This is a genomic window from Arthrobacter sp. ISL-28 (assembly GCF_018613875.1).
Taxonomy (GTDB): Bacteria; Actinomycetota; Actinomycetes; order Actinomycetales; family Micrococcaceae; genus Arthrobacter.
This window is the reverse complement of sequence record NZ_JAGGPJ010000058.1, coordinates 1-25,152: the sequence shown is the minus strand read 5'-3', so window position 1 is coordinate 25,152 and position 25,152 is coordinate 1. Positions and strand designations below refer to the sequence as shown.

The window sequence follows — 25,152 nt, the reverse complement described above, 5'->3', positions numbered from 1 at the left end:
GGAACGCCATGACTGCCCTTGACGCCTCCGGTGACCTCACGGGTGACGGCAAGGCTGATCTGGTGGCCAGGGATTCCAGCGGGGTGCTGTACATCTACCCGGGCACCGGTGCCGGTAGCTTCGGGACCCGGCTCCGGCTCGGCAGCGGCTGGAACGCCATGACAGCCCTCAGCGTCTCGGGTGACCTCACGGGTGACGGCAAGGCGGACCTGGTGGCCAGGGATTCCAGCGGGGTGCTGTACATCTACCCGGGCACCGGTGCCGGTAACTTCGGGACCCGGCTCCGGCTCGGCAGCGGCTGGAACGCCATGACGGCCCTCAGCTAGCCGGTTCCTTAATCACCGCCCGGGTCCCATACAGGACTCGGGCGGTGATTTTTATTTTGGCCCAAGCAGGACGTTTCGTGTGTGGCTAAGGCGGCTTGGCCGGGGTCATCTACGGCATCGCCGGGATGGTGATTGCCCTGGCGGCCACGGTCTGGCTGACGGTGCAGGGCGTCTGGGCCACCGGCCACGGTCTGACCAGCTTGGTCCTGCTGGTGGCCGCGGTGCTGGTGGGCGGCGCCAGCGGTCTTTGGCGGGCACGGGTCGTTGAAATGACCGGGATGCCGGAGCTGATTGCCCTCCTGCACAGCTTCGTGGGCCTGGCTGCAGTGCTCGTCGGCTGGAACGGACACCTCGAGGCCCCGACCCTGGCCGGGGACCTGATGGCCGTCCATCACGCGGAAGTGTTCATCGGCGTGTTTATCGGGGCTGTGACTTTCACCGGCTCGATCGTCGCCTTCCTCAAACTGTCGGCCCGGATGAAGTCCTCACCACTCATGTTGCCGGGCAAGAACGCCATCAATCTCGGCGCCCTCGCGGCGTTCATCGCCCTGACGGTCTGGTATGTCAACGACTCCCAGCTCTGGCTCCTGGTCGTTGTCACACTGCTCGCCCTGGGACTGGGCTGGCACCTGGTGGCCTCCATCGGCGGCGGCGACATGCCCGTCGTCGTCTCGATGCTCAACAGCTACTCCGGCTGGGCCGCGGCAGCCGCGGGCTTCCTGCTGAACAACGACCTGCTCATCATCACCGGCGCCCTGGTTGGCTCTTCGGGTGCCTACCTGTCCTACATCCTGACCTCTTGCTTGTTGTACTCGAAGTTAGGCTTCGGCCCAGGTGTTAGCACCTATCAGAGGGTCGGGGGGGTGGCGAAGGCAAAACAGATGCCAAAGACGCCGCCGTCATCGCCGACCAGGCCCGGATGCGCCGCGACCTGCAATCCCTGCGTGCAGGAGACGAAACCAGCACTGGGCTGCGGATCGTCACCGCCCGCCGGGTCGATAAATCAGCGGACCGCGTCCGGGCGATCAACCGTCTGCAGGCGCAGTTATTGGAGTACTTCCAGACACTGGAGCGGGCCTTTGACTACAGCCGTTCCAAGGCCCTGTTGCTGCTGACAGAACACCGGACTCCGGACGGGATCCGCGGTGCCGGCGAGGCCAGGATCCACGCATGGCTGAAGAAGCACGGTGCCCGCTCCTCGGCTGCCGTCGCCACCGCCGCCGTCGAGGCCGCGAAGTCCAAGCACACCATCGTTCCCTCCCAGCACATGGGGGAGGGAATCGTCGCCGCACTCGCCCAGGAAATCCTGAAACTGAACGAGGACCTGGCCGAACTCGATGCGCTAATCAGCCAGAAAGTCACCGAACACCAGCACACAGTTGCTGCTGAGCATGCCCGGCTTCGGACCCGTCCTCGCCGCCGAATTCCTCGGCGCCACCGGCGGGGACCTCACCATCTTCCACTCCGCAGACCGGTCCGCCGGCGTTGTCGGACTGGCCCCGGCCACCAGGGACTCGGGCAGGATCACTGGCAACCACCACAGGCCCAGACGCTAACCGCCGGCTCCTCCGCGTCTTCTACCTTTCCTCGCTCTCCGCGCTCAAGGCATGCCCCGCCTCGCGCGGCTATTACGACCGCAAACGTGTGGAAGGAAAGACCCACGTCCAAGCGCTCCTCTCCCTCGCTAGACGTCGCCTCAACGTCCTCTGGGCCATGCTCCGCGACGGCACCACCTACACCCCGGCCACTACTGCGGCGGCGCCATCACCGGCTGCCTGATGTAGTCGCATCAGACCGTTTCAGAGCTGGCCGGCAAACAGAATCAGGTCCTCAACGTGGGGCATGCATGGAGGGTGTTTCGCTTCCCAGGAATTGGGACACCTTTGTCCTCTTTCTTGAATGTCATTTTCCGAAGTCGCCTGCACTGACAACCACAGGATTACGGGAGTAGTGCAGACGGGTGTGGACACGGGAGTGTCTGAACTCGGCTCCACTAGAGGGCGCGTCCCCTAATGGGCGAGCTGACCGCCCCAGTTCCAGACGGGCGCGTCTTTTCAGCTGCCTGCGGGCCCAGGCACAGTTTCGCGGACATGCCGATAAGCGGGCGCCTATGAGGATCGTTGGTCTAGGTTCGCGGGTTGGTCCGCATGTTTGCGTTGATCACGTCTACCCGGCAAAATCAAACGCGTGCAGCGGTCCGCCGCGGCGGACGCCGGCCGAAGTCGTTGCCGAGCGAGCTCGCTAACGCCTCGAGCGCCTCGCGCAGCAGCGCCATCCGCTCGGCGCCGATGCGCTCCTCCCACTCGCGTTCGATGTCGGCGATCAGCCGGCGAGCGACACGGATCTGCTCGCGGCCGCGATCCGTGATCACGACAAGCGACGCACGCCGATCGTCGGGGTCGGGCTTGCGCTCGAAGTACCCCCGGGCCTCCAACGCGTCGACTAGGTAGCCCATGGACTGGTTGGTCATGTGGGCGCGCTCGGCCAATACGCCGATGCGTGTGCCGCCGCGCTCGATGTGCTGGAAGACAGGCGAATGCGACGGCGTCAGGTCGTCGAAGCCCTCATCGGCCAGTCGTTCGAACAGCTCGTCCAGGAACCCGTGCCAGCCGGTTCTCAGCAACACGCCAATGTGGATACGTCCTTGGTCGGGCTCGATCTTCTGCACCTCGTCCTCGTCAGTGTTCATGGGTTCGCTCTTGACGACAGGGGAAGATAGCCATACATTCTTTATACCAGAGTCTCTTATATTCAATCTGTCTGGCAAGTAGCGTGTCGGCGGGGGACGACAGCGGAAAGGAACACGATGGTCACCATCGACGCCAGGCCTGAACTCATGACGATCGACCCGTCGCGCAGCGCACTGATCGTCGTCGACATGCAAAACGACTTCGGCTCCGAGGGCGGCATGTTCCATCGCGCCGGCATCCCCATCGACGGCATTCAAGCTGCCGTGGCGCCGACAGCGCGGGCGATCGCCGCGGCCCGCCGGGCCGGTATCCCGGTCGTCTACCTGAAGATGCAGTTCGAACCCGACCTGTCGGACGCCGGCGGCCTCGATGCGCCGAACCTCGTCCTCCACCGTCGCCTCGGGATCGGTGACACGGTGCCGACGCCGGACGGCGGCGAGGGCCGGATTTTGGTACGGGACACGTGGGGCACGGACATCGTTGCGGAGCTCGCTCCGGAGGAGGGCGACATCATCGTGCCCAAGCACCGCTTCAGCGGCTTCTTCGAGACTGACCTCGACGAGACGCTGAGGAGCCTCGGGGTAACGTCGCTGGTATTCACGGGGTGCACCACAACGGTCTGCGTTGAGTCGACGCTGCGCGACGCCTTCTTCCGCGACTACCGCTGCCTGCTGCTCGAGGACTGCACGGCCGAGCCCATCGGGAGCAACCTGCCGGGCACCAACCACGACGCGAGCATCCGGGTCATCGAGATCATGTTCGGCTCCGTCTCGGACTCATGGGCGTTCGAGGCCGCCCTCCGGCAGTCGGCCTCGGCGTCCGCCTGACCGGACCAAGGGTTTGCCGTGCATGCGCACGCGACAACCTCGGACACCTCGACCGAGTGTCGTCAGACGCCGGTCGTGACGTCAATGGAACAGGTGGCCGCAGATCGCGTGCGCTGCGGCCACCTGGAACTGCCGTAGATAGTGACCTCGAGCTAGGTCGCGCCAGGGCGTTGCTCTGGAGCTTTCAGCGCCCATCCATCGCGTGGCGCGAACGGCGTTTGCTGAGGAGACGACCCGCTCGGTCATGTTCCTGACGCCATGTAGGCAGCGGATCGTACGTGCCCGCTCCACCGGCGCAACCGTCCTGCGGCCGGCCGCGCAGCCGACGGGTTGTGCTCGGCGTTGCGCTTGTTTCCTCCCACAACCCATCCGCTGCTTGCCCTTCGGGTAGCCCCGGCTGCGTCGGGCACAGCTACCCGAGGCTCCGCCAGCAGGCAAAAAACATGGTGGGGAGAGGGAAGCCGGTACGTCAGGCACCCCGCACGGGCGAAACGGAGCATCACCTCATGAGCACAGAAACCATGACCCACACGGTCACCGGTGACACCGCCGAACCGCTGACCATCCCGGCCCTTCCCGCCGTCGTCATGGAAGTCCATGTTTACAGCGCGGCGGAGAAGAACTCCTCGAGCTTGCCGAACGGGATGAGGTCGGTGCCGGTCGTAGAGGTCGATGTGGCGTGCGCCCGGGATCACGAGCAGTTCGCTCGGACCGGAGGGAAGTGGATGATGACCGTGTTGCTGGTGGACCCGCTCACGCGACAGCCTGGGCACCAGTACCTCACCGACGGGACTCTCGATAATGCGATCGTGGAGGTCAGTAATGGTCGACAACGCTCACACGACGTTCAAACAAGTCCATCCGGGGACCTCCCGCGCAGCGCGCCGGACGGTCCCAGGACTGGCAACCCAGGTGGTCCCATGTGAGTGGCAGAAAACCGCTCACAACGGTCCAATGCTCATGGCAGGCGACATCTAAGAGTTCTGTAATCAGAATCTCTTGATCGAAGCTTCTGGGCTCTGTACCGTCGTCGGCATAAAGAGGTAGCGACTCGAACGATGGAGGTTGCCATGTTTGTCCAAGTGACGAGAAGCCGAACACTCGATAAGGATCGGTTCCGGGCGATGCGAGACCAGGCCACCGGCGGGAAACTGCTGGACGGAGAGTTGTTCTACGTCGACGGCTATCAGGGCGACGAGATCTGGGCTATCGACGCTTGGGAGACCCGTGAGGCATGCGACCGTGGGATGGAGAAGTGGGGGCCGGCCATGCAGGCCGCCAGCGTTTCGATGGACGACATGACTCTCGAGGAGTTCGAAATCGACCAACTGCACCTCGGGAGTGCCGAACGTTTGCCGTAACCATAGGAGAGCTCTACCGCGATCCCGAGGCGACTACTTTAACCGTAAGGCCCCCGCCAAAAATGACGAGGTATCCGGTGAACGGCCCAAACAACTTTGCTGTCCCGGACTCCGAAGGCCAGGACATTGCAGCAGCACCCTATGACCCGATTCCGTATGTGGACGGGGAACGCCACGGCCGGCGCCCTGTCCTAAGTGCTCCGCATCGACATCATCGCGGCGCTCGGACGCTGTAGGCATTGCGGCTCAGTTAGAGCTTTTGGCGAGGCCGTGGTCTTCACCGAAGCACCCGGCATTGGGGTCCGCTGCCGCGACTGCCAAGGAGTGCTGCTGCGGTTGGTGGAAATACCAACCCGGTATTGGTTAGATCTGAGCGGCCTCAGCTACTTGGTGATCGACCGGGAGGAGTAGGCCCGAGGAGCACCGGCATCGATCCGCCTCAGGCGGACTTCTCATCCGCAGGTTCGGAACGCCGATAGTTGACATTTCATCATGCTACGAACACACAGGGCTTTTTGGCCTTCCGCGGCTCCATGCGGGCGCGGTTCTAGTCATGCCCTCTTCAATAGTTTCGCCCATGAAATGTTCGAAGGAGGCCGCAACGCTATGACCTTCATTGAATCCCAGCCTACGGCTTGCTCCGCACCATCGCTGGGCCAAGATCGTGCATCGGATTCAGGCTGAACCCGGGAACGTCGTGACACAGGGCGGTATGACTTCGTGCGGCGACGAGGGTACTCCACGCCAAAGGGCTGCCACACTCCGCTGGGTGGTGCAGCAAAAATCGTCAAAAAAGAGGGTGTGCACAATGTGCACGCCCTGGTGGCCGGACTCGGTCGTACAGCGGCCGGACTGGCCCGATTGGGATGTTTCCGGAAATTCCCAGTGAGTACCTGGCTCGACTGCGCTGGCCCGACGGGTTCGTCTGCCCCAAGTGCGGTAGCGCCGACTACTGGCGTACGGGCGCCGGACTCTGGATGTGCCGGGGGTGCTCGCGTCGGACATCAGTGACGGCCGGAACCATCTTCGACCGCACCCGCACCCCGTTGCGCACGTGGTTCGCGGCAGTGTGGTTCGTCACCGCGCAGAAGAACGGGGTGTCCGCCCTGGGCCTGCAGCGGGTCCTGGGGCTGAAATCGTACGAGACTGCGTGGGCCTGGATGCATAAGCTCCGCAGGGCCATGGTCCGGCCCGACCGGGAGATGCTCTCCGGGCTAGTCGAGGTCGACGAGAGCTTCATCGGAGGGGTCCACCGCGGCATGCCCGGCGTCGGCTCCGACAAGATCTCGGTCCTGATCGCCGCGGAGCATCTGGACCACAATAGGATCGGACGCATCCGCCTCGAGCCCGGGCCTGCCGACGGGAGGCTCGCATTGGTGAAATTCGGCCAACGCGTCGTCGCTCCGGGCTCCACTATCCGCACCGACGGGGCGAGGCAGCTGAGGCGCTTCGCCAATCTCGGCTACAACCACGAATACTTCACCCAGCTGGGTTCGGACGTCCCGGCCATGTCAACATGCCCGCAGTTCACATGGCCGCGTCTCAGCTCAAGCGCTGGATCGACGGCACTCTGCACCAAGGCATCTCCCGGTAACAGCTGGCCCTACTATCTGGACGAGTTCACGTTCCGCTTCAACTGCAGGACCTCGGCCAGCCGCGGGCTGCTGTTCTACCGGCTACTCCAACAGTGCACCAACACCGACCCCGTGCCACTCAAGAATCTGGTGAGTTCCTCATCCGCGAACTGACTTAAGCACGACCAGCTGACTTAAGCACGACCAGCTCGCGTACTACCTTGATGAGTGCACTTTCCGCTTCAACCGGCCCATCAGCCAGCCGCGGACTTCTCTTCTACCGACTCCTGCACCAGACAGTAGACACCGACCCGCACCTTGGTGAGCCTCGAAGGCCGGAAGCGCACCGTCTTCGCGGAACAGCTCTTCCGTGGTCATGCCGTCTCTAGGGTCACGTCGCCCAGCGGCGTGGACAGCACGGCGCGCAGCGCCGGTGCCGGGGCATGTGCCACGCCCTGCAGTGCCAGCAGCTGGCGCACTGGCGGCGGCAGGCCGCCCAGTTGCAGCTCGCGTAGCTCGACGCCGCTGTTTGCCATGTGCTCGGTGGGATGCGTGCCGTCCCACTGGATCAGCGTCGGCAGCGCGCCGCCGAGCTGCAGCGCGCCATCCTCGCGCACCAAGACCTGCCAGGCCAGATGCCCTTGCAGCGTGTTGCGAGACATGGCCAGCGGCAGCCCCGGGTCGATTCCGACGTTGACGAGGCCCCCTCGGTGCATGTTCAGCATGCGGCTGCGCGCCACCAGGTGCACCAGGCGCGGCGCATGTGCGATGCGCTGCTGCAGTGTCGGGTCGTCGAGGCCGAACCAGCGCCGGCGCGGTGGCGGCGGCGCTTCCGGGTCGATGGCGATGATCTCGAAGTACGCGCTCGGGAACGCGGTCGACGCGATGCTGAACACCCGGTTGTGCGTGCCCATCAGCGGGTGCTTGCCGCCCGGCCCGGGGGTGATGCCGAGCGTGACCTCGCACCAGGCCACGCCCTGTTCCAGGCTGGCCGCGGCGACGACGAGGTGATCGACTTCGGTGCTGGTCACAGGCCCACCTTACCGCGGACGCAGGTCCCGCTCTGGCCGCCGATCCAAGTGTCGCCGCCAAGCTGCTCCACGGCCGGCACCAGCTGAAAGCACTGGTCATCCCGGAAAACAAGACCCACTTCAGCTAAGCAGACATGGGCGCCTGCCTCCATGGCCAAGGCACCCGTTGGCTGGTGTTGCCCTTCATTTGCCGCTGAGGCAGAACTGCTCCGGGAGAAACCCGGGGATCCGATTGCCCCCAGGCCAGGCGCAAGTACATCCTTAATGATGACTAGGAAGTATCGGTGGCGGGTCGTGGTGACAAATGGCCTCGACCGCACCGCAGTCTGGTTCGGACTGGCCGCCAGTAAGGCGGAAGCCGAAGCGCTGGCCCTTTCCGATCATCCAGGATGGTTCGTCCAAGAAGCCGATCGTGCGGTCGCACCCTACTAGTAGTTGGGCAGGAAAGCGGGAGCCTGCTCGCCCATCGGACGCCCCGCAGTTCCGACGGGCACCGGTCGGAACCGGGGACGAGCGAAAGCGGCCTCCTGAAAGCGCTGTGGTTGGGACTGGCTGACGCGTTGAGCAGGGGAAGCGCATCCTTGGCAGTTTCAGCCCTTTCGGCTGCCGTCGCAGTTCATCCTGGCGGTTCGCTGAGTCTCTCGAGACTACCGTCAATAACGACCGTTTCTGAAGGCGCTCCTGTACAGAAGTGGGGGAGCGGGTCGTTCAGGCTTCGGTTTTCCTGTGCTGAGACGCCGGCAGAGGGCACATCGATAACGACCGTTTTTGGATGCTTTTGCAGCCATTGGGGGAGTAACCGCGGCGAGCTAGGCGCGGTTCCCACCGGTCCCCGGGGCAGTAGGGGAGTTGTCTGGCACTTCTGCCAACGGGGCGGTGTCTAAAGTACGACGGCGGCCGCTCACTGGGTGCCGCGGGCACCGCGGCCACTAGGGGGACGAGGGGAGGCGGGCGGTCAGTACGAACCCCCGGTCCTTTGGCCCCCATTCGATGCTTCCACCGGCGACTTCCACTCGCTCTTTGAGCCCCAGGAGCCCGTAACCTGAAGTCCCGTTATGAGGGTTTTCCGGGGTGCCGGCTCCGTCGTCGGAAATATGGAGAGTCAGGTTGCGGGGTTCCCAGCGAAGATTGATGAGTGCATTTGTTCCGGATCCGGCGTGTTTTGATATGTTCGTCAGGGACTCCTGCACTACGCGGTACGCGGCGTGGGCCACGCTGGGGTCCAGCTTTCCGGCCTCCCCGGAGGCCTTCACGTCCACCTGTACTCCGGCGGAACGGACAGGCTCGATCAGCCCGTGGATGTCGTTCAGGGTTGGCAGCGGGGTTTGCTGTTCTTTGTCTGCCGTTTCGCCGGCCGGTTTCAGTAGCCGTAGAAGGCGGGCAAGTTCCTGCGTGGCCTCAGTGCCAACAGACTCGATCACCTCCAGGGCCTGGGCCGCACGTTCGGGATCGGTATCGATGACCCTGCGCCCGCCCGCCGCGTGCAGCATCATCACGGTGACGGCATGGGAAACGATGTCGTGCAGTTCTGCGGCGATGTGCGCGCGTTCCTGCGCTACGGCCGCTTCAACTTTGCGCCGTTCTTCTTCCAACGCGCTGATGCGGAGGCGGTTTCGCGCCACAAAACGGCCTAATGCCCACGCTCCCCCCAACCATACTGCTCCGGTACCGATGAACCAGAGATCTTCATCAAAGGGCCTGCCGCGTGCACTAATCAGGACCGGAAGGGCGATTGCGGTGATGTAGGCGGCAAGGGACTGCCGCAGCGACCGATCGGATGCCACTGCGGCCAGAGCCACCAGGACAGTCGTTATTGGCATGTAAGGGATCCGGTAGATCTCAGAGAAGTCTAAGTAGTTCGGAGTCGTGAAGAACACGAAGATCGCCTGATGCAGCAAGAGCCCGGAAAAAACCGTCATCGGGGCGCGGTGCCTCCACAGGAGCGGGACGAATCCGCCAGCGACATAAGCAAAAGCTGCCATGGCGACGACTCCCGACAGCGAACCAGCGGTGGCCGGAAAAAAGCTGGCCAGTTCGATGACGAATGCCAGCAGCACGACAGTGACGTTGGCCTTGATGAGGCCGAACGACTGATGTACGCGCGCCGGACGATGATGCGCCCTCTCGACAAGCGAATTTTCTTGGGCCATCCTAGCCACCTCACAATCGCGCTGCCGGATAGGACCTTTCCCGGTATCCTCAGTCTGCGCCAGGCGGTTCCTGCCCGCCATCCATCCTCTGATAGCAATTGGCATACATCTGGGGGTGTAGCCCCGGTTCGGCAACGACTGGGGATAGCTTCTCTTACAGGCGGGTTCAGACACCTCCGTCGGGCTTGACCAGGCCCCAGCGGTAAGCCACCGCTACAGCCTGCGCCCGGTCTGCCAGTCCAAGTTTCATGAGGATGCGGTGCACGTGGGTTTTCACTGTCGCTTCACTCAGAAAGAGCTTTTCGGCGATCTGGGCATTGTTCATTCCGGTGGCGATCGCGGCAAGCACTTCCCGTTCACGGCGGGTCAGCCGGTCCAGGTCCGCATGGCTGGGGAGATAGGGCTCCGGCCGGTTCGAGAATTCCTCAAGGAGTTTGCGGGTGACATTGGGGTCAAGCCAGCCCGCCCCCTCGGCGAGGGCGCGGATGGCGGATGCCAGGATGCGTGGCGCCGAGTTCTTGAGGATGAAACCGGAGGCGCCGGCGCGCAGGGCGGCATGGACGGCTTCGTCTTCATTGAAGGTCGTCAGAATGAGGACCGGTATCGCTTCCTTGCGACCGGCGTTGAACTCCTCCGACGTGAGGATGCGGGTTGCGGCGACGCCGTCCATCACGGGCATGCGGATATCCATCACCACCACATCAGGCTGCAGCCCCGCCACCACTTCCACGCCGGTCCGGCCATCCCCGGCCTCGCCGACCACCACCATGTCCGGCTCCGACTCCAGCAGCAGCGTCAGTCCTGCCCTAATGAGGGTTTCGTCGTCGATCAGGACCACGCGGAGGCGGCCGTCGGCTTCACCGGCCGCCATGGGAGCACTGCCTGCCGCTTTGTGTGGCTTCCATGAGTGGACACTATCCATCCGCACGGCGAAAAGCCACGGTCAATATGAACCCGGCGGACCTGTCACACCTACGCCCTGGGATGTAGCTGGTGACCGCGCAGAGCCACTTCCTGGTGTAAGCCAAATGGCTACCGGGGATCGACGCACTGCATGCGTTCCCGGGTCAACACTGGTGCCCATCAACTCCATGAAGAAGGTCATGGACGAGAAAAACCTAAGGAGCCCCCGATGGCCCGGAAACCCGGACAACGAACAGCATGGCTCATCGTCACCGTCACCATCGTCATCGGCCTCGGCCTCATCGGGACCGAACCCTCCGACAGCGCACGGCAAAGCAGAGTACCTCAAACAGCAACGGACTCGCGGGACATCCCAAGTCAACAGAATCATGCGGCCGAGCCGCTGAAAGGCTCACCGGAGCTCTGGAAGTTCCGCTTCATCATCGACAGATGAGCGGGGCCACCCATATCTCGCGCTCCGTCCGACCGGTTCGGACGTCCACACAAAACAGCCCCGCCGCAATGGCGCCACCACCAAAGCAAGGAACCATCATGAAAACCAAACCAGACACAGCAAACAAAATACTGTCCGGGGGGCATAGAGGCTCGGGACAGCCGACACCAGGAGGAGCGATGACCGCCATGGACAGGATTGGAGCTTTCAGCGGCGCCGCCTATTTCGTCCTAGGCAACGCCGCCATTGCCATCGGCGCAGACCGTCAACTGCCTGATGCACCCACCGGCCAGGAGAGCCTTGACGCCTTGGGGCGCATGGCCGCAAACCCTGCTGCCCAGGCAGCCATCAGCATCGAGCTGCTCAGCTTTGTAGCCTGGATGACGTTCGTCGGCTATGTCTGCTGGCGCCTGCGCGCTGCGGGCTGGCTAGCGGCCGTGGCACTGGTGGCTGGAATCGTCGAGCTTGCAGTGAAGTTGGGTTCCGCCGGCCCTCTCATCGCGGGTTATTCGCTGCGTGACCACATGTCGCCGGAGCAGGCCGCCATTCTCACCGAAATCAACAAGGCCGACTTCTTTGTCGGCCTGCTGCCGGCCGGACTGTTCGTGCTCTTCGCCGCGTTCGCGGCCCTGAAAACACAGCAGTTGGGCCGCGTACTGGCGTGGTCCGGCATAGCCATCGGAGCGGCCAATATCATTACCGCGGCAGTCATCGGCGTGAACATTCCGGAGTCCGGCTTCGCGCCGTCCTTCCTGCTGGTCCTGCTGTGGGAACTGGTGCTCAGCCTGCGCTGGGGTTTCGCCCACACCCATCCCCAGGTTCGGGCCGCCATCAACCCGGCCAACCCTGTCACCAGCTAGCGACCTTCACTGATGGGCAACCGCCATGTCCAAAGAAATCAAGAGCGCACTGCCGTGGCCTACTGCCGCGGCATCTGCCGTACTGCTGTTGCCGTGTTGCCTGGTCCTGCTTCTGGATCTTCATCCGGGCAGTACGTACCTGGATCACCTGTCCTCCGCGGTGAACCTTGTCGCTGAGGGCATCTTGCTGGTGCTGAAGCCGGTGCCGGCCCCCGCGCTGGATGCGTCCCTACCGGCAGAACACCAAAACCAGCTGAGGTATGCACTCCGCTCAGGCGTCCTGCCACTCGCCAGTCTTTTCAGTGACTGGCGTGTGGATCTCGGACAGTGGGAGAGGACGTACTCGCTGGCTCTCACGGTTCTGCCGAGTGCGACAGCGGGAGCCGTCCTCCTCGATCTTTACGGTGTTCTCCGCGATCCCGCAGGCGGCCTTTTCTTCCTGGTTTCGGCTGTGACGGCAGCAGCAACCGGGGTTGCGGCTTTTGCGTTCGCAGCGGTTCGCTTCAGGAATGTCCAAGTCGTGGAGGGCAAGCTGCGCGAACAGATCCGGCTGCTGGAGGCCCAACGCTGACCAGAGGTTTCCCGAGGCATTTCTCGGGTCAGACACGGGGACCCGTCATGCTAGTTGGACGTCAGCGCTAGCAAGATGACGAGGAAGCAAAACGACCGTTTCTGACCTAGGTGCGGCAAGCCCCCCGGTTTTGGTCGGAAGAGTCCCATATCGTTGGTCAAAACTGGTTTCCGAAAAGAAACCGGGTCAAAATGCTAACTGGAGGATTCTGACGTGTCTGGCAACACGTGATCGGTTACGCGAGGGTTAGCACTCGAGGGCAATCGTTGGACTCTCAAGTCGACGCACTCGTAGCTGCCGGGGCAGTACGCGTATTCAGGAGTACGCCTCCGGGGCCACACAGGCCAGGACCCGGTGGAAGGAATGCCTGGACTATCTGCAGCCAGGCGATGTTCTGACAGTTGCTGATCTGACCAGACTCGGCCGCAGTACCGCCGACCTAGCTGATATCGTGACGGTGCTCGGACAGCGGGGGATAGGGTTTCGCTCTCTGGCTGAGCCGTGGCTAGATACCACCAGCGCTCACGGCTAGCTCATTTTCGACATGTTTGCGTCCCTCGCTGAGTACGAACGGTCCCGGCTGTCTGAACGGACGAAGGCCGGCCTGGCGGCGGCTAAAGCGCGAGGCCGACTGGGCGGCCGTCCTCGAACGATGACTCCGTAAAAGACAGAGGCCGCCCGGCAGCTGCGTAGCCAGGGTAAAACTCTCCAGGAGACAGCCCAGATACTCAGCGTCAGCGTCTCATCATTGACTCGAGCCCTTAGCCGGAATGATGTCCCAGAAGTCACCTCTGTAACCGTGTAGCGAGTGTCTAGTTTTGGAATAGCTTCTGGGACGCTCAGGTTACGAGCCGCCATCTGTGAATGGTGTCATTTTCCGAAGTCGTCTGCACAAGCTGCCCGCAGGTACGGGATTTTGTGCAGTATCCTTACCGGACGCGACGTCAACTTCCGCTCAGGACCGCACCGTTAGGGGTTGCCGTTCGTCGGAACGGTTATGCGTAGCCAGACCAGGGTTCCGCTGGTTCCGTCCACGACGAGGGTCACACCATCGTGTGTTCCGGTGATTGTTGAACCGGATTCAGTTAGCTGCCAGCCCTTGTCCTGCATTTGGCGCCGATACGAGGCGAGCACGGTTTGGGTGGATGTTCCCGCGCCGTTGAGGCCCGTCTGGCAGTGCCTTGCGCCTCCGATGGTGTCCTCCTGAGTACCGACCGCGTATGGCTCGGGTGGCGTGAAGTTCGCGAGAACGTCCCTGCAAACTGGGCTGAACGTCGGCGGCACGGCGCTCGAGCTTGCCCGCTTTGTGTTGATGCCGATCTCGCCGGCGATTGCGACGGCAGCAATTCCGCAGATGAGCACCGCTGCCCCTGCGATCAGCGACCACCGCGCGCGGCGCGCAGCCCAAATGCCGATGAAAATCAGGGGAAGGGCAACGATGAGTGAGAGCAACCCGAACTGAAGCGCTTGCAGAGCACCCGAGGTGAAGCCGCCATACACGCGAAGGAAGCTCCCGGTGGCCCACGCGACCACAACCATCACGAGCAGGGCGACGACGAATAATCCGATCACAACAGCCCGGCGCAACACGCTCATGCGCACCTTTGCCTCCGAACGGCGAGTTATATGGCCAGTCGCGGCCCCCAAGCCGTGCATGGTGGAACGATTTGATAATCCAGCCTCTGGATGAATTCCGTCAAGTGCCTCGAGCAGCGTCACCTTTCGCGTCCTCAGCCGTTGACCCGTCGCCCCGACCGTCGCTCGAGCCGACGGTTCCTGGCCGTCGGCGAAGACCTGAAGTGTGCCCGTTAGCCGGCAGCTGGTGATACACAGCCTCAGAAAGGGATGCGGGAGATGGCGCTGCAGTCTCTTGCGGGACGACGTGGCGGCCATACTCGGCCGTCAGCTGTTCCACATACCAAGCGGGGAGGTACCACCGGCCGGTCTTCTTGTTGGGGATTTGAATGGCCCCCTGAAGGCCTTTCAGCACGCAGCCGAGTATCCAGCTCCAGCCCGTGGATTCCCAGGATATGGGCGGCTTCGTTTGCCGTAATGCTGTAGTCGTCCATCGACCCATTTTTCCATTCAACGAGTCATTGCCGGCAGCTGGCGACACTGAGCCTTGTCAGTTTGCGCTGCGTGCGGTTCGACAGCGGCTCCAGGGAACAAGGGACGGCGACCAAGTGTCTCATTTACCAAGGTTGTGGTCTGTTGTGGGAAACCCACAAGCTAGTACGTTTCCTCGCGCATTCGGCCGATGCGCCACCTCGCCCGTATCAGGTTGTAAGGGCCGGTCGGACAGCGTGTTATGGCATCAGAGGGCCCGGAGTCAGCCAACGGCGCACCCCCATAGGGGGCTATTTCCAGGGCATCCTGAAGTAATCTTGCATTCGTCTGCCTTGAACAGTTGTCTGAAAGGCCGCACATGCGACTCGGGAATGTACTTTGGAGGCGCGCTTTCAACACGATGGAGTCCGAGTTGCGCCGGCGGGGATACACGACAAACATGCGGGATGATCCGACCCGGGACTCACCGGAACGCCGAACGATCCGTATCGTGTGCCGCGACACTGTGGTTGATCTGTACATCAGGAGCGGGTACTGGACGATCGATACATGGATCAATGTTGCCGGTGGCTGGTTTCACAGCAACGTTGGCGAAAGTGAGACACCTGCAAGGTGAGCGTTCCGCGGCTAACTGTTTTTGAGGACTCGCCGTGGGCGTGGCGCGAAGAAAGCCCGCCGATGGAGGACCGACGGGCTTTCCGGATTCGACACTACTGTGGGCGGTTTTGAACATCGAGTGGAAGTTCCGCAGCAGAACGGCAGCAGGTGTGTAGAGCCACCGCTGCACAGGCCAGCAAGAGTGGCGGGGGCTCTGGAATCGGCCGTGCACAGGATCCCCACAGAGGCGGAGCGTCGGCATCTGCTCCCTGTGGAGTCCGCTGAAAGAGACATGCGGACTGTACGTAAGTCGCTGCTGCAGCCCTCATTTATTCAAACCCCAGCGACGTCGCGTCTCACCCAACCCCAGGCGGCCGTCGCCCCCGCCGCCTGGTTACCTGTCCGGTCCCTGCCATTTCCCTTTCCGGGCCGCCCGCCTCCAAAAACCCCGATCGATTGCTTCGTAGCTGCCGTTTTCGAGACCCAAACGTGCGTCTACGGAGCAATCGATGGGCGGGTTGACTGAATGCGTTAGCGATGGCTAACGTATTAACCATGTTCGACCCCCTGGAAGTTGCCGCAGAGCCCAACCGCCGGCGTTTGTTGCAGCTCCTGGCAGGAGGGGAGCGCACGGTGACTGATCTCGCAGGTGATTTCACGGTCAGCCGCTCGGCGATCTCCCAGCATCTGCTCCTGCTGGAACAAGCGGGACTCGTTACGGCCCGCAAAGAGGGCCGTAACAGGTTCTACGCCGTCAACCCGGCTGGCATGAGCGAGCTGCGCCAGCTCTTCGAACAGTTCTGGACCAGCGAACTCGACCAACTTGTGGCTGACGCCAACAACTACCGCCGCACCTAACCACCTCACGAAGGATTCATCATGATTTTCGACAGGACCGTACTCCTGCCCGTCGGCCTCGACGAGGCGTTTGAGCTCGTCACGCAGCCTGCCCGCCTCCGGCGCTGGCAGACCATTGCCGCCCGTGTAGATCTGAAGGTGGGCGGCGAATACCGCTGGACCGTCATCCCGGGACATCACGCCTCGGGTACCTTCACTGAGGTTGACCCCGGCAAGCGCGTCGTCTTCACCTGCAGCTGGGAGCAGCCTGATGCACCGGCGGACAACGTGTCCACCGTGGCCATCACCTTTGAGCCGGCCGACGGCGGCACGAATGTCCGCCTGGTCCACGAAGGCCTGCCGACGCCTGAGGCCGTCGCCGCCCATTCGGAGGGCTGGAACCACTACCTCGACCGCCTGCTAGCGGAAGCCGCCACCGGCGACGCGGGTGCCGACGAATGGGCAGCCGTGCCCCAGGACCTCAATGAACTGGCGGCTGCCGACGCGACGCTGGGCATCGTTCTGCGGGTGCTGCGCGCCGTCACGGCAGCCGACCTCGAACTGGCCACGCCGTGCAGCGACTTCAACGTTGCCCAGCTTCTGGACCACCTGGCCGATTCCGTCGGCAGTATCGGCAAGGCGCTGGGAGCCAACGTGGCAGACGACGCCGGGAAGTCACCTGAGGCGCGCATCGCGGACCTCGCGCAGCCCACCCTGGAGGCCTTCGCCCGCCGCGGACTCGAAGGCACCGTGGACATGGGCTTCGCGGAGCTGCCCGCCACGATGGTTGCCTCCATCCTGAACGTCGAGTTCCTGGTTCACGCCTGGGATTTCTCCAAGGCCCTCGGCCTCGACCTGGCCGTTGCCGACGAACTGGCCGACTACGTGGAAGTTCTGGGGCAGCAGACCATCAGCGACCAGGTGCGGGCGAGTGCCGGCTTTGCCGCGCCCACCCCGATAGGCGAATCGGCGCCCAGCCTTGAACGGCTGATCGCCTTCACCGGCCGGGCAGTCCACGCCTGACCGGGGCTAACCCACCGATTGCTCCGCAGCTAAGCTGCGACTGTGGGGGAGTGTCCTAATGCGACTGTCCCGGTTCCAAGGAACTGGGACGGACGATGCCGGAGCCATTCCACCCTGGAGGATCAAAGGCAGTCGCCCTGCTTTTCCTCAAGTTTTTGAGGCGATTGATCCAGGTGACGGATTTTCTGTCCCTCTGCGTTTATGATGCGTCCAGTGCCCCAAACGGGGGATGGGCCTCGCTTTCAAAAGAAAGAGGCAGCAAGCGGCCCGTACGCCGGAACCAGAGGAGTCCCAGTGGTTGATACCCCGTTCCCTGACGATGCGAGTTGGCTGGGGGAGGACCGACCCAACGTTGAGGTTCCGCTGGTGCGGGAGCAGGTGAATGAGATCATCGAGGCGATCCTGTCCGGCACGGATCCGGAAGGGGCCGAGGTACGGATGCGGTTGCGGGAGCGTGTCGCAGCGCATCCGGGGCATCCGGAGGCAGCCCTGCATGAGCACCTGATCTTTACCCGCTCCCTTGCCAGGCGCGCCGGCAAAATGGGTGGCACGGATGAGCGGGATGTGGGTCAGCATAGGTCCGGGGACGAAAGCTTCATTGGTCAGGATCAAGCGGCAATTGAGACTGTCCTGCGGGGGGACATGATTGTCACGGCGTTCCAGCCGATCCACGATCTTGCCCGGGGCGGTGTCGTTGGCGCCGAGGCCCTGACACGGTTTGTGTGGGAGGGCGGGGACCGGGCAGCGTCTTGGTTCAAGGGTGCTGCCGCCGTTGGGTTGGGTGCGGACCTTGAGTTCTTGGCGCTCCAAGCCGCTGTGGCCGCGGCGCAGGATCTTCCACGACATCTGGTGGTCGCATTGAACGTCTCGCCGGCGGTCTGCCTGGATCCGCGGCTGCCGGGCTTCCTGGAAAAGGCACCGCTGATGCCGTCCCGCATCGTGCTGGAGCTCACCGATCCGCTCCGGGGCGACCAGCTGGATTCCCTTCTGAGCGTCTTGATGCCGATGCGCGGTTCAGGCCTGACGTTGGCCGTCGATGAGGCCGGCACGGACGCGGCGTCGATGCGCCACATTCGTTCCCTACGGCCCGACGTCATCAAAATCGGCCGTGACCTGGTCGCGGGGATCGATAGGGATCCAAGCCGTCAGTACTTGGTTGCTGACCTTGTGGAATTTGGAAGGCAGACCGGGGCGGCCGTGGCTGCGGTTGGAATCGAAAGCGCTGCCGAGCTTGCCGTCTTGGCGCGGCTGGGCGTCAGCGCGGGTCAGGGCCACTTCCTCGGCCGTCCCACGATTGACGCGAAGGAATGGGCTACTTGGGCGGGCCCGGCGCCAGGAGCCGCCATCCGCCATGGGCTGCGCAAGGCAGAAAGACCCCGCGGGCTAGACCGGCAGTGAGCGCCAGTGATGGGCCAGGGCCACCATCCGCCGCTTCATCGAGAGCATCCTGAACTCCCACAACCCGGATGAGCCTGCCATGATTGGCTTGGCCCGGGAAGTAGACATATCCGCGTTCATCAGCCGGCAGTACGAGGAATAAGCCGGACGGCGGGCAACTACAGCTTCAGCGACGCTGCCCGGGCACCAGGGCCATTCAACGCGCGAGATTGCTGGGCCGGCATTGGAGGCCGCCCCGTACAGGGGCAACGCACCACGGCAGATCGAAGTCCGCGCGCCAGCGCTCTAGTCCCTTCTTTTCATGCAGGTTCGGCTTCTGCTTCAACGGCGATATTGTGGATGCCGCGGGTCCGGCCGGCCTTGGCCCAGGCGAGGTAGAGGGTGAACGCGATGATCAGGGCCGCGGCGAGGCTGACGATGGGAAGGCTTCGGGAGAGGTTGGGGACGAGGGTGAAAGCTACAACGGCATTTCCGATGATCGAAGTCAGCCATGGCTGTGCACAGCGATCATGGTCGCGGCATGGCGTGCCGTGCTGCTGATGGGCGTCACCGAGCCGCGGGGCGGCATCAACACGCTGTTCCCGCTGTTCGGCATCGCCAACCAGCGACGCCGACATTCCAGCTGTGCTCTGGACATCCTTCCCCGGTGTGGTGCTGGGGGGCTCGGCATCGGCGTTGTCCTCGCGTCGTGATCACGCGCTGCTATAACAGAGTCCCTAGTTGGAATGTGCGGACATAGAGGTCGTCGCCCGACAAGCTATCGGCTATTGCGCCGCGTTCGCTTCGCGCAGCTCGGCCATCGCCTGGGCGACCATGGCGGCCCTCTCGGCGCCGAGAACGTCGATGTAGGTTTCGCGGACGACGTCGCTAACAAGGCAGCGCAGCTCTTCGGCCAGTTCAGCACCTGCATCAGTGAGCTCAAGGTAGATCACTCTGCGGTCGTCCGCGCAGGGTTTGCGTGCCGCGAGGTTGCGCTTGGCGAGGCGGTCCGCAATTTTGGTGACTCCGCCAGTGCTGAAGGCTGCCTCACGGGCCAGCACGGCCATTGGCTTCCTGCGATCCGCGCTCCGCACCAGCCGCAGCAAGGTCTCGGCCTCCGCGGGGTCCAGTGAGAATGCCGCGGCGACCGCTTTGTGCAGCTTCCTGTTCGTATTTTGGAAGCCCTCGATAACCAGTCCCCACTGGGAGACTTCGTCAAGGTCGGGAGTAGCTGGAGATAGTTGCTGTGTCATCGGGGCCTCCTTTGCTCCCCAGAATACATGCGTTGGAAGTTATTTGTCCGAAAGCTGTTACTGCGTCAGGTATCAGCCCGCTGACTGTAAGCCAGTCGGTGGCATCGGCGACTCCGGCAATTGCAGGCCCCGTTAGGACGCAGGACCGGACCGGTTGACGAGTTTACCTTCCAAGGAAATAATTCACTCGATAGATGAGTTTGCATGAATATCCGGCGGGGACTTCCTGACCGGATCAGTCCTAAGCACGGAAGGGTCCCATGACCGCGAATACATCAGGCCTGCATCACGTCACCGCCATCGCCGGCGATCCACAGGCCAATATTGATTTCTATGTGAAGGGCCTAGGCCTGCGTCTGGTGAAGAAGACGGTCAACTTCGATGACCCGTCCACCTACCATTTGTACTACGGTGACGAGGCCGGCCAGCCTGGAACCCTCATGACGTTCTTCCCATGGCGCGGCATCGCGCCGGGTCGCATCGGCGCGGGGCAGTCCACCTCCACCGCGTTCTCAGTTCCAGAGGGAACCCTGGGCTGGTGGCAGAACCACTTCAAAGCCCTTGGCGTTGACTCCGCGATCACCCGGGCCTCGGCCGACGAAGAGCGGCTCTCCCTGCGGGATCCCGACGGACTCCAGCTGGACCTGGTGGCCTCCTCCACCATCGATCCCCGCAATCCCTGGGACTCCGCCTCGGTGCCGGCCGAATACGCAGTGCGCGGCCAGCACTCCTCAGTCCTTACCGTGGCGAACCCGGACCAGACCGTGGCAGTACTGACCAACGACCTCGGCCTGCACCTGGTAGGGACTACCGATAACCGTACACGGCTGGCAGCAGGCGACGGCGGACCGGGAAACATCGTCGATGTCATCGCGGATCCCAAGGCCCAGCGCGGCCTCACCGCAGGCGGCACCGTCCACCACATCGCCTTCCGGGTCCCCGACGTCGCGACCCAGGAGAAGTGGCGCCATGAACTGGTCGACCGCGGTTTCCACGTCACGGAGATCCTGGACCGGCAATACTTCACGTCCATCTACTTCCGCGAGCCCGGCGGCGTGCTCTATGAAATCGCCACCGATACTCCCGGTTTTGACATCGACGAACCGTTGCTGGAACTCGGCCGTTCCCTGAAGCTGCCGCCCTGGCTCGAACCCTCTCGCGAAGCCATCGAAAACTCCGTGGCACGCATCCATCTGCCGGCAGAGAACAACCCGGCCCTGGCAGGACGGTAGGTTCCAGATGGCTATCGGGATCACCACAGTCAGCGACTGGCCGCACCTCTACCGTCCCGGTGACGAGGAAACCCCGGTACTGCTGATGCTGCACGGCACCGGCGGCAACGAACACGAGATTGCCTCCCTCGCCGCGGAACTCCACCCACGGGCCGGCGTGCTGGCCCCCCGCGGGCCGGTGCAGGAACACGGAATGCTCCGCTGGTTCCGGCGCCACGGCGAAGGCGTCTTTGACGTCGACGACGTCATCGCACGATCCGCGGACCTTGCCGCATTCGTGGAAGCCGCCCGGGAACATTACGGACTGGGCGGCAGGCCGGTCGTGGCGGTCGGATTCTCCAACGGCGCCAACATCGCCCTGGCCACCGCCATGCTGCACCCCCAGGCCCTGGACCGGGTCATAGCGTTCTCCGGAATGTACCCCTTCGGCACCAGGGAAACCTCCGCGGATCTGACAGGCAGCAAACTGCTGGTTCTCAACGGCGACGCTGATCCGATGGCGCCGCTGCCCAGCGTCAACACCCTTATCAGGGCCCTGAACCGGCAGGGCGGAGAAGCAGAGCAGGTACTGCGTGGTGGCGGACACGGCATCAGCCAATCAGATCTGGCAGCCGCGCAGGACTGGCTGGCGCGCCACCTGTCAGAATAAGGGACGATGCCTCACTGTCCCGCCTAGGCCAATGAAAGGACTTTGCGTTGGAATCGCCTTGGGCGCCGCTTCGCCGGCGAGCGTTTTTCATCCTGTGGATAGCACAACTGGGTTCCAACGTGGGGTCCTGGATGCAAACGGTGGGCGCCCAGTGGTATCTGGTGGAGGCTGGCGCCAGCCCGACCATCATTGCCCTTGTGCAAACAGCGAACATGGCACCGGCTCTCCTGCTCTCACTCATGGCGGGAGTGCTGGCAGATTCCTTCAACCGCCGGAAGCTGATCATCGGCACCAATATCTTCGCAGCGCTGGCGGCGACAGCGCTGACGCTCAGTGCGGCGCTGGGGCTGTTGGAACCGGTTTCCCTGCTGGGCTATACCTTCCTCATTGGCGCGGGCGTTGCGCTGAGCTCTCCGGCGTGGCAAGCGATTCAACCTGATCTAGTGCCGCGGGAGGAGATCCAGTCGGCGTCGGCGCTGGGAGGCGTTACGGTCAACGCGGCACGGGCAGTCGGGCCCGCCATGGCCGGCGTGCTGGTCGCATGGGCCGGCCCGGCCTTCGTTTTCGGACTCAATGCCGTGTCGTTCCTGACGGCGGCGGCAGCAGTGTACTTTTGGCGCAGCCCGGAGAAGGACCTGGCGGACCGGGAAAGTGTCAGCGAGGCTCTGGCATCAGGGATTCGCTACATCCGCTCTGCGCCCCGTATCAAACGTATCTTGCTGCGCACCGCGCTGTTCACGACGCCGGCCAGCGCCCTTTGGGCTTTGCTGCCCATTGCCGCGGACGGACATTTGAATGTCGGTTCTGCGGGGTACGGGCTGTTGCTCGGTGCACTCGGCGCTGGAGCCCTCCTCGGCGTGGTCGTCCTTCCGAGGGTCCGGGCGCGGACCACGCACAACACTGTGATGGCGGTTTCGGCGCTACTGTTTGGTTCGGGCGCCGCGGCTGCCGGGTTCCTGCCCCCGGCCCCGGTGGCCATGTTGATGATCATTGCCGGTGCGGCATGGATCGGCAGCCTCTCAACTTTCAGCGCAGTCATGCAATTGACCTTGCCGGCCTGGGTGCGGGCCCGCGGCATGTCCATGTACCTGTTCGTAATGGGCGGCACGCAGGCACTCGGAGCACTTCTGTGGGGCGCCATCGCGACCGCCTTCGGTTACGGAACTGCGTTGGCCGCTAGCTCCATCCTGCTCATAGCGGCGGCTGCCAGTATCCTCGTCTGGCCACTGCTTCCCGGGACGGGACAACTCGACCGCACAGTCTCTGGCCCCGCAGCGGACCTACACGCCCAAGCAGAGGGGACGGATCCGGGCGCCGGCCCGGTCACCGTCGTTGTCACGTACCGTCCTGATCCTGAACGGCTCGGAGACTTCACGGCTGTCCTGGATCAAGTACGGCTTGCCCGGCTGCGGACCGGGGCTACTGACTGGAGACTCGTGCGCCGGATCGGGGATACCGAGACCCTCGCCGAGTTCTACACCGTCCCGACATGGCGTGAGTACCTCCGACAGGAGCAGGACCGCCTCACAGGAGAAGACCGCCGACTTTTCACCCAAGCCCGCGCGGTCTCCAGAGAAGAGCCTTCCATCACCTGGTATTTGCCCGCACAACAAGAGCAGCATTAACTCTCTCCGTCCGAGCATTGCCCGAGCTTCTGTAATCATCAGGTCATCCACCTGACCGCCGGCCGAATCTTCCCGGCATTGTCCCGGATGTTGTCCATGGTGGACCCGCGGGGCCAATGCCTCGACAAAGGATGCCGTTGTGCCTCACCGGGCGCGTGTTGGCCGGCGTCGCCACTCAGGGCCTGCTTCACATGGGCCGTTCTTTAGTGGAATACTTCGTTCAACGCCAGGAGCGGGTGCCCGCAGCGCCTGACCCCGACCAATAGAGGCCTCTATCCCAGCGGCCGACGAGCGCTGCTACCGTCCAACCGTAAGCGGCGCCGCCGAAAACTCGGAAACAATGCAATCCGACGGACTGCTCCACCAGAAAGGCGGGCTGTGGCTAGTTCCTACAAGCGGTTGGACGGAGACGTCCAAGGCTCCAGATGCTTCTTCGCCGGCCACATCCCGGCTGCCGGAACCTCATGGGCAGCTTGACCAGTGCACACCAGGCTGCGAACTCAGCCACCGAGTCCACGAGCGGGACATGAGTCAGGATCACAACCCGCCGCCTGCGAAGGGCTGGCTTAATCGCTTTGCGGTGGGAGTGGGACGAACTGTCGTTCCTGAACGCGGGGACAAGGACGGCCCACTGCCGCCGATTCTGCTCTTGCTCACGTTCATGACGGGCGTTCTCGACGGGGTCAGTTACCTTGGCTTGGGAACAGTCTTCGTCGCGGTCATGACTGGCAATGTCGTTCTGCTTGGATTCGCTATCGCCGGCGCACCCGACCTCTCGGTGGCATCCTCAGCACTGGCGCTGATCTCATTTCTTCTCGGTGCCACCGCTGCCGGCAGACTCGCCAGGCAAGCGGCACACCGGGGACAGCTGCTGGCCATCGGATCGGCCACTGAGGCCGCATTAATTGCCGCAGCGTTGGCCGTCAGCGTCAGCGCATCAGGGGCACTACGGCAGTACGTGCTGATCGCACTCCTGGCCGCAGCCATGGGAACGCAGAATGCCATCGTGGGCAAGCTGTCCGTGGCGGAGCTGAAGACCACGGTGCTCACCTTGACGCTGACCGGCCTGGCCTCCGAGCTGGCCTCCGGTCGAACGACGGGACGACGCGTCCTTGCCATCCTCACAACAATCCTTGGGGCAATACTAGGCGGGTGGCTCACCCTGCGAGCCGGGATTTCCTACGCCATCGCGGTTTGCCTCCTGTTGTCCGCCGTCTCAGCGTTGAGCGCGGTTTTGCTGTCCCGTTCCCATCCTTCGTGGGTTGAATGGGGTGGCGTTGGAAAACGGGGCTGACCCTCTTGTCGCTAGCAGATGCAACCCTGAGCGTTGAAGCACCTCGGTGAAGGCAAGCCGCGCTCGGCAATAGTGGTGTCGCCAACGTCTGCATATGGACGAGGACGTGGCCGAGCACTGCCGGCCGGGCATCGCGATTTCCACTTTGTGGTTCGATTCGCCCCAGCGCCCCTTGGTATCCCCGCAATCATCGCCCCAGACCCAAGCTCCTAGATCTTGCCGTGGGAATAATCAGCGGCTTGAGGCGTCACACGGATACATGCAAATGCATGTAAATCTGATGCGGGTAGCAATTAGGACCCAGCGACTTCGGCGAACGGAAGGCTCATTATGCAGATCGGCGTATTCAGCGTCAGCGACATCACCCAGGATCCCACCACGGGGTACACCCCTTCGGAGAATGAGCGGATCAAGGCCTCGGTGGCGATTGCCAGGAAGGTCGAAGAAATCG

The 25,152-nt window shown here is 63.3% G+C and carries 24 protein-coding genes and 5 pseudogenes; 23 read left to right on the top strand and 6 right to left on the bottom strand.

Annotation, left to right across the window (positions count from 1 at the left end; translation table 11 throughout):
* The 4 genes and pseudogenes from J7E80_RS23435 to J7E80_RS24390 all read left to right on the top strand — a co-directional run.
* Positions 1 to 326 (top strand): VCBS repeat-containing protein (locus J7E80_RS23435; protein WP_215054593.1); only part of this gene is annotated, 326 nt, incomplete at its 5' end.
* Positions 327 to 427: 101 nt separating this feature from the next.
* Positions 428 to 1,438, top strand: a pseudogene (locus tag J7E80_RS23430) (NAD(P)(+) transhydrogenase (Re/Si-specific) subunit beta); the annotation flags it as partial.
* Positions 1,439 to 1,717: 279 nt separating this feature from the next.
* Positions 1,718 to 1,882 carry a transposase gene (locus tag J7E80_RS24160; protein WP_251037296.1) on the top strand — a complete coding sequence of 55 codons (165 nt, stop codon included), beginning with the start codon at positions 1,718 to 1,720 and terminating at the stop codon, positions 1,880 to 1,882.
* An 88-nt stretch (positions 1,883 to 1,970) separates the two neighbouring features.
* Complete coding sequence (locus J7E80_RS24390; RefSeq protein ID WP_285291909.1) at positions 1,971 to 2,105, top strand: hypothetical protein; 135 nt, start codon at positions 1,971 to 1,973, stop codon at positions 2,103 to 2,105.
* A 400-nt stretch (positions 2,106 to 2,505) separates the two neighbouring features.
* On the opposite strand, the gene J7E80_RS23420 is transcribed toward J7E80_RS24390, so the two are convergent.
* Positions 2,506 to 3,015, bottom strand: a complete 510-nt coding sequence (locus J7E80_RS23420) for a MarR family winged helix-turn-helix transcriptional regulator (protein ID WP_215054592.1) — start codon at positions 3,013 to 3,015, stop codon at positions 2,506 to 2,508.
* Positions 3,016 to 3,132: 117 nt separating this feature from the next.
* Here J7E80_RS23420 and J7E80_RS23415 point away from each other — a divergent pair, with 117 nt between their 5' ends.
* The 6 genes and pseudogenes from J7E80_RS23415 to J7E80_RS23400 all read left to right on the top strand — a co-directional run bounded on the left by J7E80_RS23415 (position 3,133) and on the right by J7E80_RS23400 (position 6,952).
* Positions 3,133 to 3,843: a cysteine hydrolase gene (locus tag J7E80_RS23415; protein ID WP_215054591.1), complete on the top strand. Its 711-nt coding sequence runs from the start codon at positions 3,133 to 3,135 to the stop codon at positions 3,841 to 3,843.
* A gap of 506 nt (positions 3,844 to 4,349) precedes the next feature.
* Positions 4,350 to 4,769: a hypothetical protein gene (locus tag J7E80_RS23410; RefSeq protein WP_215054590.1), complete on the top strand. Its 420-nt coding sequence runs from the start codon at positions 4,350 to 4,352 to the stop codon at positions 4,767 to 4,769.
* Between the two features lie 198 nt (positions 4,770 to 4,967).
* Positions 4,968 to 5,204, top strand: a complete 237-nt coding sequence (locus J7E80_RS23405) for a hypothetical protein (protein ID WP_215054589.1) — start codon at positions 4,968 to 4,970, stop codon at positions 5,202 to 5,204.
* Between the two features lie 195 nt (positions 5,205 to 5,399).
* Complete coding sequence (locus J7E80_RS24795; RefSeq protein ID WP_396020852.1) at positions 5,400 to 5,615, top strand: DUF6510 family protein; 216 nt, start codon at positions 5,400 to 5,402, stop codon at positions 5,613 to 5,615.
* Positions 5,616 to 6,070: 455 nt separating this feature from the next.
* A pseudogene (locus J7E80_RS24790) lies at positions 6,071 to 6,190 on the top strand (transposase); the annotation flags it as partial.
* Positions 6,191 to 6,211: 21 nt separating this feature from the next.
* Complete coding sequence (locus J7E80_RS23400) at positions 6,212 to 6,952, top strand: IS1595 family transposase (RefSeq protein ID WP_311380944.1); 741 nt, start codon at positions 6,212 to 6,214, stop codon at positions 6,950 to 6,952.
* Between the two features lie 200 nt (positions 6,953 to 7,152).
* Here the strand turns inward: J7E80_RS23400 and J7E80_RS23390 are convergent, their stop codons facing one another.
* From J7E80_RS23390 to J7E80_RS23380, 3 genes are all read right to left on the bottom strand, one after another.
* Entirely contained in the window at positions 7,153 to 7,809 is a 657-nt protein-coding gene (locus J7E80_RS23390) for a VOC family protein (protein ID WP_215054587.1), read from the bottom strand.
* Between the two features lie 929 nt (positions 7,810 to 8,738).
* Positions 8,739 to 9,959: a sensor histidine kinase gene (locus J7E80_RS23385; RefSeq protein WP_215054586.1), complete on the bottom strand. Its 1,221-nt coding sequence runs from the start codon at positions 9,957 to 9,959 to the stop codon at positions 8,739 to 8,741.
* A 166-nt stretch (positions 9,960 to 10,125) separates the two neighbouring features.
* On the bottom strand, positions 10,126 to 10,830 hold the full coding sequence (locus J7E80_RS23380) for a response regulator transcription factor (protein WP_215054585.1): 705 nt from the start codon (positions 10,828 to 10,830) through the stop codon (positions 10,126 to 10,128).
* Positions 10,831 to 11,091: 261 nt separating this feature from the next.
* Here J7E80_RS23380 and J7E80_RS23375 point away from each other — a divergent pair, with 261 nt between their 5' ends.
* The 4 genes and pseudogenes from J7E80_RS23375 (at position 11,092) to J7E80_RS24785 (ending at position 13,552) form a co-directional block, all read left to right on the top strand.
* A complete protein-coding gene (locus tag J7E80_RS23375) occupies positions 11,092 to 11,316 on the top strand; it encodes a hypothetical protein (protein ID WP_215054584.1) in 225 nt (74 codons plus the stop codon).
* A gap of 179 nt (positions 11,317 to 11,495) precedes the next feature.
* Positions 11,496 to 12,176: a hypothetical protein gene (locus J7E80_RS23370; RefSeq protein ID WP_215054583.1), complete on the top strand. Its 681-nt coding sequence runs from the start codon at positions 11,496 to 11,498 to the stop codon at positions 12,174 to 12,176.
* Between the two features lie 25 nt (positions 12,177 to 12,201).
* A complete protein-coding gene (locus J7E80_RS23365) occupies positions 12,202 to 12,747 on the top strand; it encodes a hypothetical protein (RefSeq protein WP_215054582.1) in 546 nt (181 codons plus the stop codon).
* A gap of 227 nt (positions 12,748 to 12,974) precedes the next feature.
* Positions 12,975 to 13,552 (top strand): annotated as a pseudogene (locus J7E80_RS24785) (recombinase family protein).
* Between the two features lie 164 nt (positions 13,553 to 13,716).
* Here J7E80_RS24785 and J7E80_RS23355 read toward each other — a convergent pair.
* Positions 13,717 to 14,343: a DUF4136 domain-containing protein gene (locus J7E80_RS23355; protein ID WP_215054581.1), complete on the bottom strand. Its 627-nt coding sequence runs from the start codon at positions 14,341 to 14,343 to the stop codon at positions 13,717 to 13,719.
* A 1,605-nt stretch (positions 14,344 to 15,948) separates the two neighbouring features.
* Between J7E80_RS23355 and J7E80_RS23350 the strand changes: the two genes are divergently transcribed.
* The 4 genes and pseudogenes from J7E80_RS23350 to J7E80_RS24385 all read left to right on the top strand — a co-directional run.
* Positions 15,949 to 16,269 carry a helix-turn-helix transcriptional regulator gene (locus J7E80_RS23350; protein ID WP_251037294.1) on the top strand — a complete coding sequence of 107 codons (321 nt, stop codon included), beginning with the start codon at positions 15,949 to 15,951 and terminating at the stop codon, positions 16,267 to 16,269.
* A 21-nt stretch (positions 16,270 to 16,290) separates the two neighbouring features.
* Entirely contained in the window at positions 16,291 to 17,271 is a 981-nt protein-coding gene (locus tag J7E80_RS23345) for a TIGR03086 family metal-binding protein (protein ID WP_215054580.1), read from the top strand.
* A 294-nt stretch (positions 17,272 to 17,565) separates the two neighbouring features.
* A complete protein-coding gene (locus tag J7E80_RS23340; protein WP_215054579.1) occupies positions 17,566 to 18,669 on the top strand; it encodes an EAL domain-containing protein in 1,104 nt (367 codons plus the stop codon).
* 479 nt (positions 18,670 to 19,148) lie between these two features.
* Positions 19,149 to 19,274 (top strand): annotated as a pseudogene (locus tag J7E80_RS24385) (carbon starvation CstA family protein); the annotation flags it as partial.
* A gap of 159 nt (positions 19,275 to 19,433) precedes the next feature.
* Here the strand turns inward: J7E80_RS24385 and J7E80_RS23330 are convergent.
* Positions 19,434 to 19,901, bottom strand: coding sequence for a MarR family winged helix-turn-helix transcriptional regulator (locus tag J7E80_RS23330; RefSeq protein WP_215054577.1), 468 nt, complete (start codon positions 19,899 to 19,901; stop codon positions 19,434 to 19,436).
* A 260-nt stretch (positions 19,902 to 20,161) separates the two neighbouring features.
* Between J7E80_RS23330 and J7E80_RS23325 the strand changes: the two genes are divergently transcribed.
* From J7E80_RS23325 to J7E80_RS24140, 5 genes and pseudogenes are all read left to right on the top strand, one after another.
* Complete coding sequence (locus J7E80_RS23325) at positions 20,162 to 21,133, top strand: ring-cleaving dioxygenase (protein WP_215054576.1); 972 nt, start codon at positions 20,162 to 20,164, stop codon at positions 21,131 to 21,133.
* Between the two features lie 7 nt (positions 21,134 to 21,140).
* Positions 21,141 to 21,782 carry an alpha/beta hydrolase gene (locus J7E80_RS23320; protein ID WP_251037293.1) on the top strand — a complete coding sequence of 214 codons (642 nt, stop codon included), beginning with the start codon at positions 21,141 to 21,143 and terminating at the stop codon, positions 21,780 to 21,782.
* A gap of 47 nt (positions 21,783 to 21,829) precedes the next feature.
* The gene (locus tag J7E80_RS23315; RefSeq protein ID WP_215054575.1) at positions 21,830 to 23,407 is read left to right on the top strand and encodes an MFS transporter; all 1,578 of its coding nucleotides are present in this window, start codon (positions 21,830 to 21,832) and stop codon (positions 23,405 to 23,407) included.
* Between the two features lie 526 nt (positions 23,408 to 23,933).
* Positions 23,934 to 24,701, top strand: coding sequence for a YoaK family protein (locus J7E80_RS23310; protein WP_215054574.1), 768 nt, complete (start codon positions 23,934 to 23,936; stop codon positions 24,699 to 24,701).
* A 330-nt stretch (positions 24,702 to 25,031) separates the two neighbouring features.
* Positions 25,032 to 25,152, top strand: a pseudogene (locus J7E80_RS24140) (5,10-methylene tetrahydromethanopterin reductase); the annotation flags it as partial.

Bases quoted from the DNA above. Each gene is read 5' to 3' on its own strand.
- J7E80_RS23330 (WP_215054577.1), bottom strand. From the start codon at position 19,901: ATGACACAGCAACTATCTCCAGCTACTCCCGACCTTGACGAAGTCTCC.
- J7E80_RS23355 (WP_215054581.1), bottom strand. From the start codon at position 14,343: ATGAGCGTGTTGCGCCGGGCTGTTGTGATCGGATTATTCGTCGTCGCC.
- J7E80_RS23415 (WP_215054591.1), top strand. From the start codon at position 3,133: ATGGTCACCATCGACGCCAGGCCTGAACTCATGACGATCGACCCGTCG.
- J7E80_RS23380 (WP_215054585.1), bottom strand. From the start codon at position 10,830: ATGGCGGCCGGTGAAGCCGACGGCCGCCTCCGCGTGGTCCTGATCGAC.
- J7E80_RS23370 (WP_215054583.1), top strand. From the start codon at position 11,496: ATGACCGCCATGGACAGGATTGGAGCTTTCAGCGGCGCCGCCTATTTC.
- J7E80_RS23420 (WP_215054592.1), bottom strand. From the start codon at position 3,015: ATGAACACTGACGAGGACGAGGTGCAGAAGATCGAGCCCGACCAAGGA.
- J7E80_RS24160 (WP_251037296.1), top strand. From the start codon at position 1,718: ATGCCCGGCTTCGGACCCGTCCTCGCCGCCGAATTCCTCGGCGCCACC.
- J7E80_RS23325 (WP_215054576.1), top strand. From the start codon at position 20,162: ATGACCGCGAATACATCAGGCCTGCATCACGTCACCGCCATCGCCGGC.
- J7E80_RS23350 (WP_251037294.1), top strand. From the start codon at position 15,949: ATGGCTAACGTATTAACCATGTTCGACCCCCTGGAAGTTGCCGCAGAG.
- J7E80_RS23385 (WP_215054586.1), bottom strand. From the start codon at position 9,959: ATGGCCCAAGAAAATTCGCTTGTCGAGAGGGCGCATCATCGTCCGGCG.
- J7E80_RS23405 (WP_215054589.1), top strand. From the start codon at position 4,968: ATGCGAGACCAGGCCACCGGCGGGAAACTGCTGGACGGAGAGTTGTTC.
- J7E80_RS23310 (WP_215054574.1), top strand. From the start codon at position 23,934: ATGAGTCAGGATCACAACCCGCCGCCTGCGAAGGGCTGGCTTAATCGC.
- J7E80_RS23375 (WP_215054584.1), top strand. From the start codon at position 11,092: ATGGCCCGGAAACCCGGACAACGAACAGCATGGCTCATCGTCACCGTC.
- J7E80_RS23320 (WP_251037293.1), top strand. From the start codon at position 21,141: ATGGCTATCGGGATCACCACAGTCAGCGACTGGCCGCACCTCTACCGT.
- J7E80_RS23410 (WP_215054590.1), top strand. From the start codon at position 4,350: ATGAGCACAGAAACCATGACCCACACGGTCACCGGTGACACCGCCGAA.
- J7E80_RS23365 (WP_215054582.1), top strand. From the start codon at position 12,202: ATGTCCAAAGAAATCAAGAGCGCACTGCCGTGGCCTACTGCCGCGGCA.
- J7E80_RS23345 (WP_215054580.1), top strand. From the start codon at position 16,291: ATGATTTTCGACAGGACCGTACTCCTGCCCGTCGGCCTCGACGAGGCG.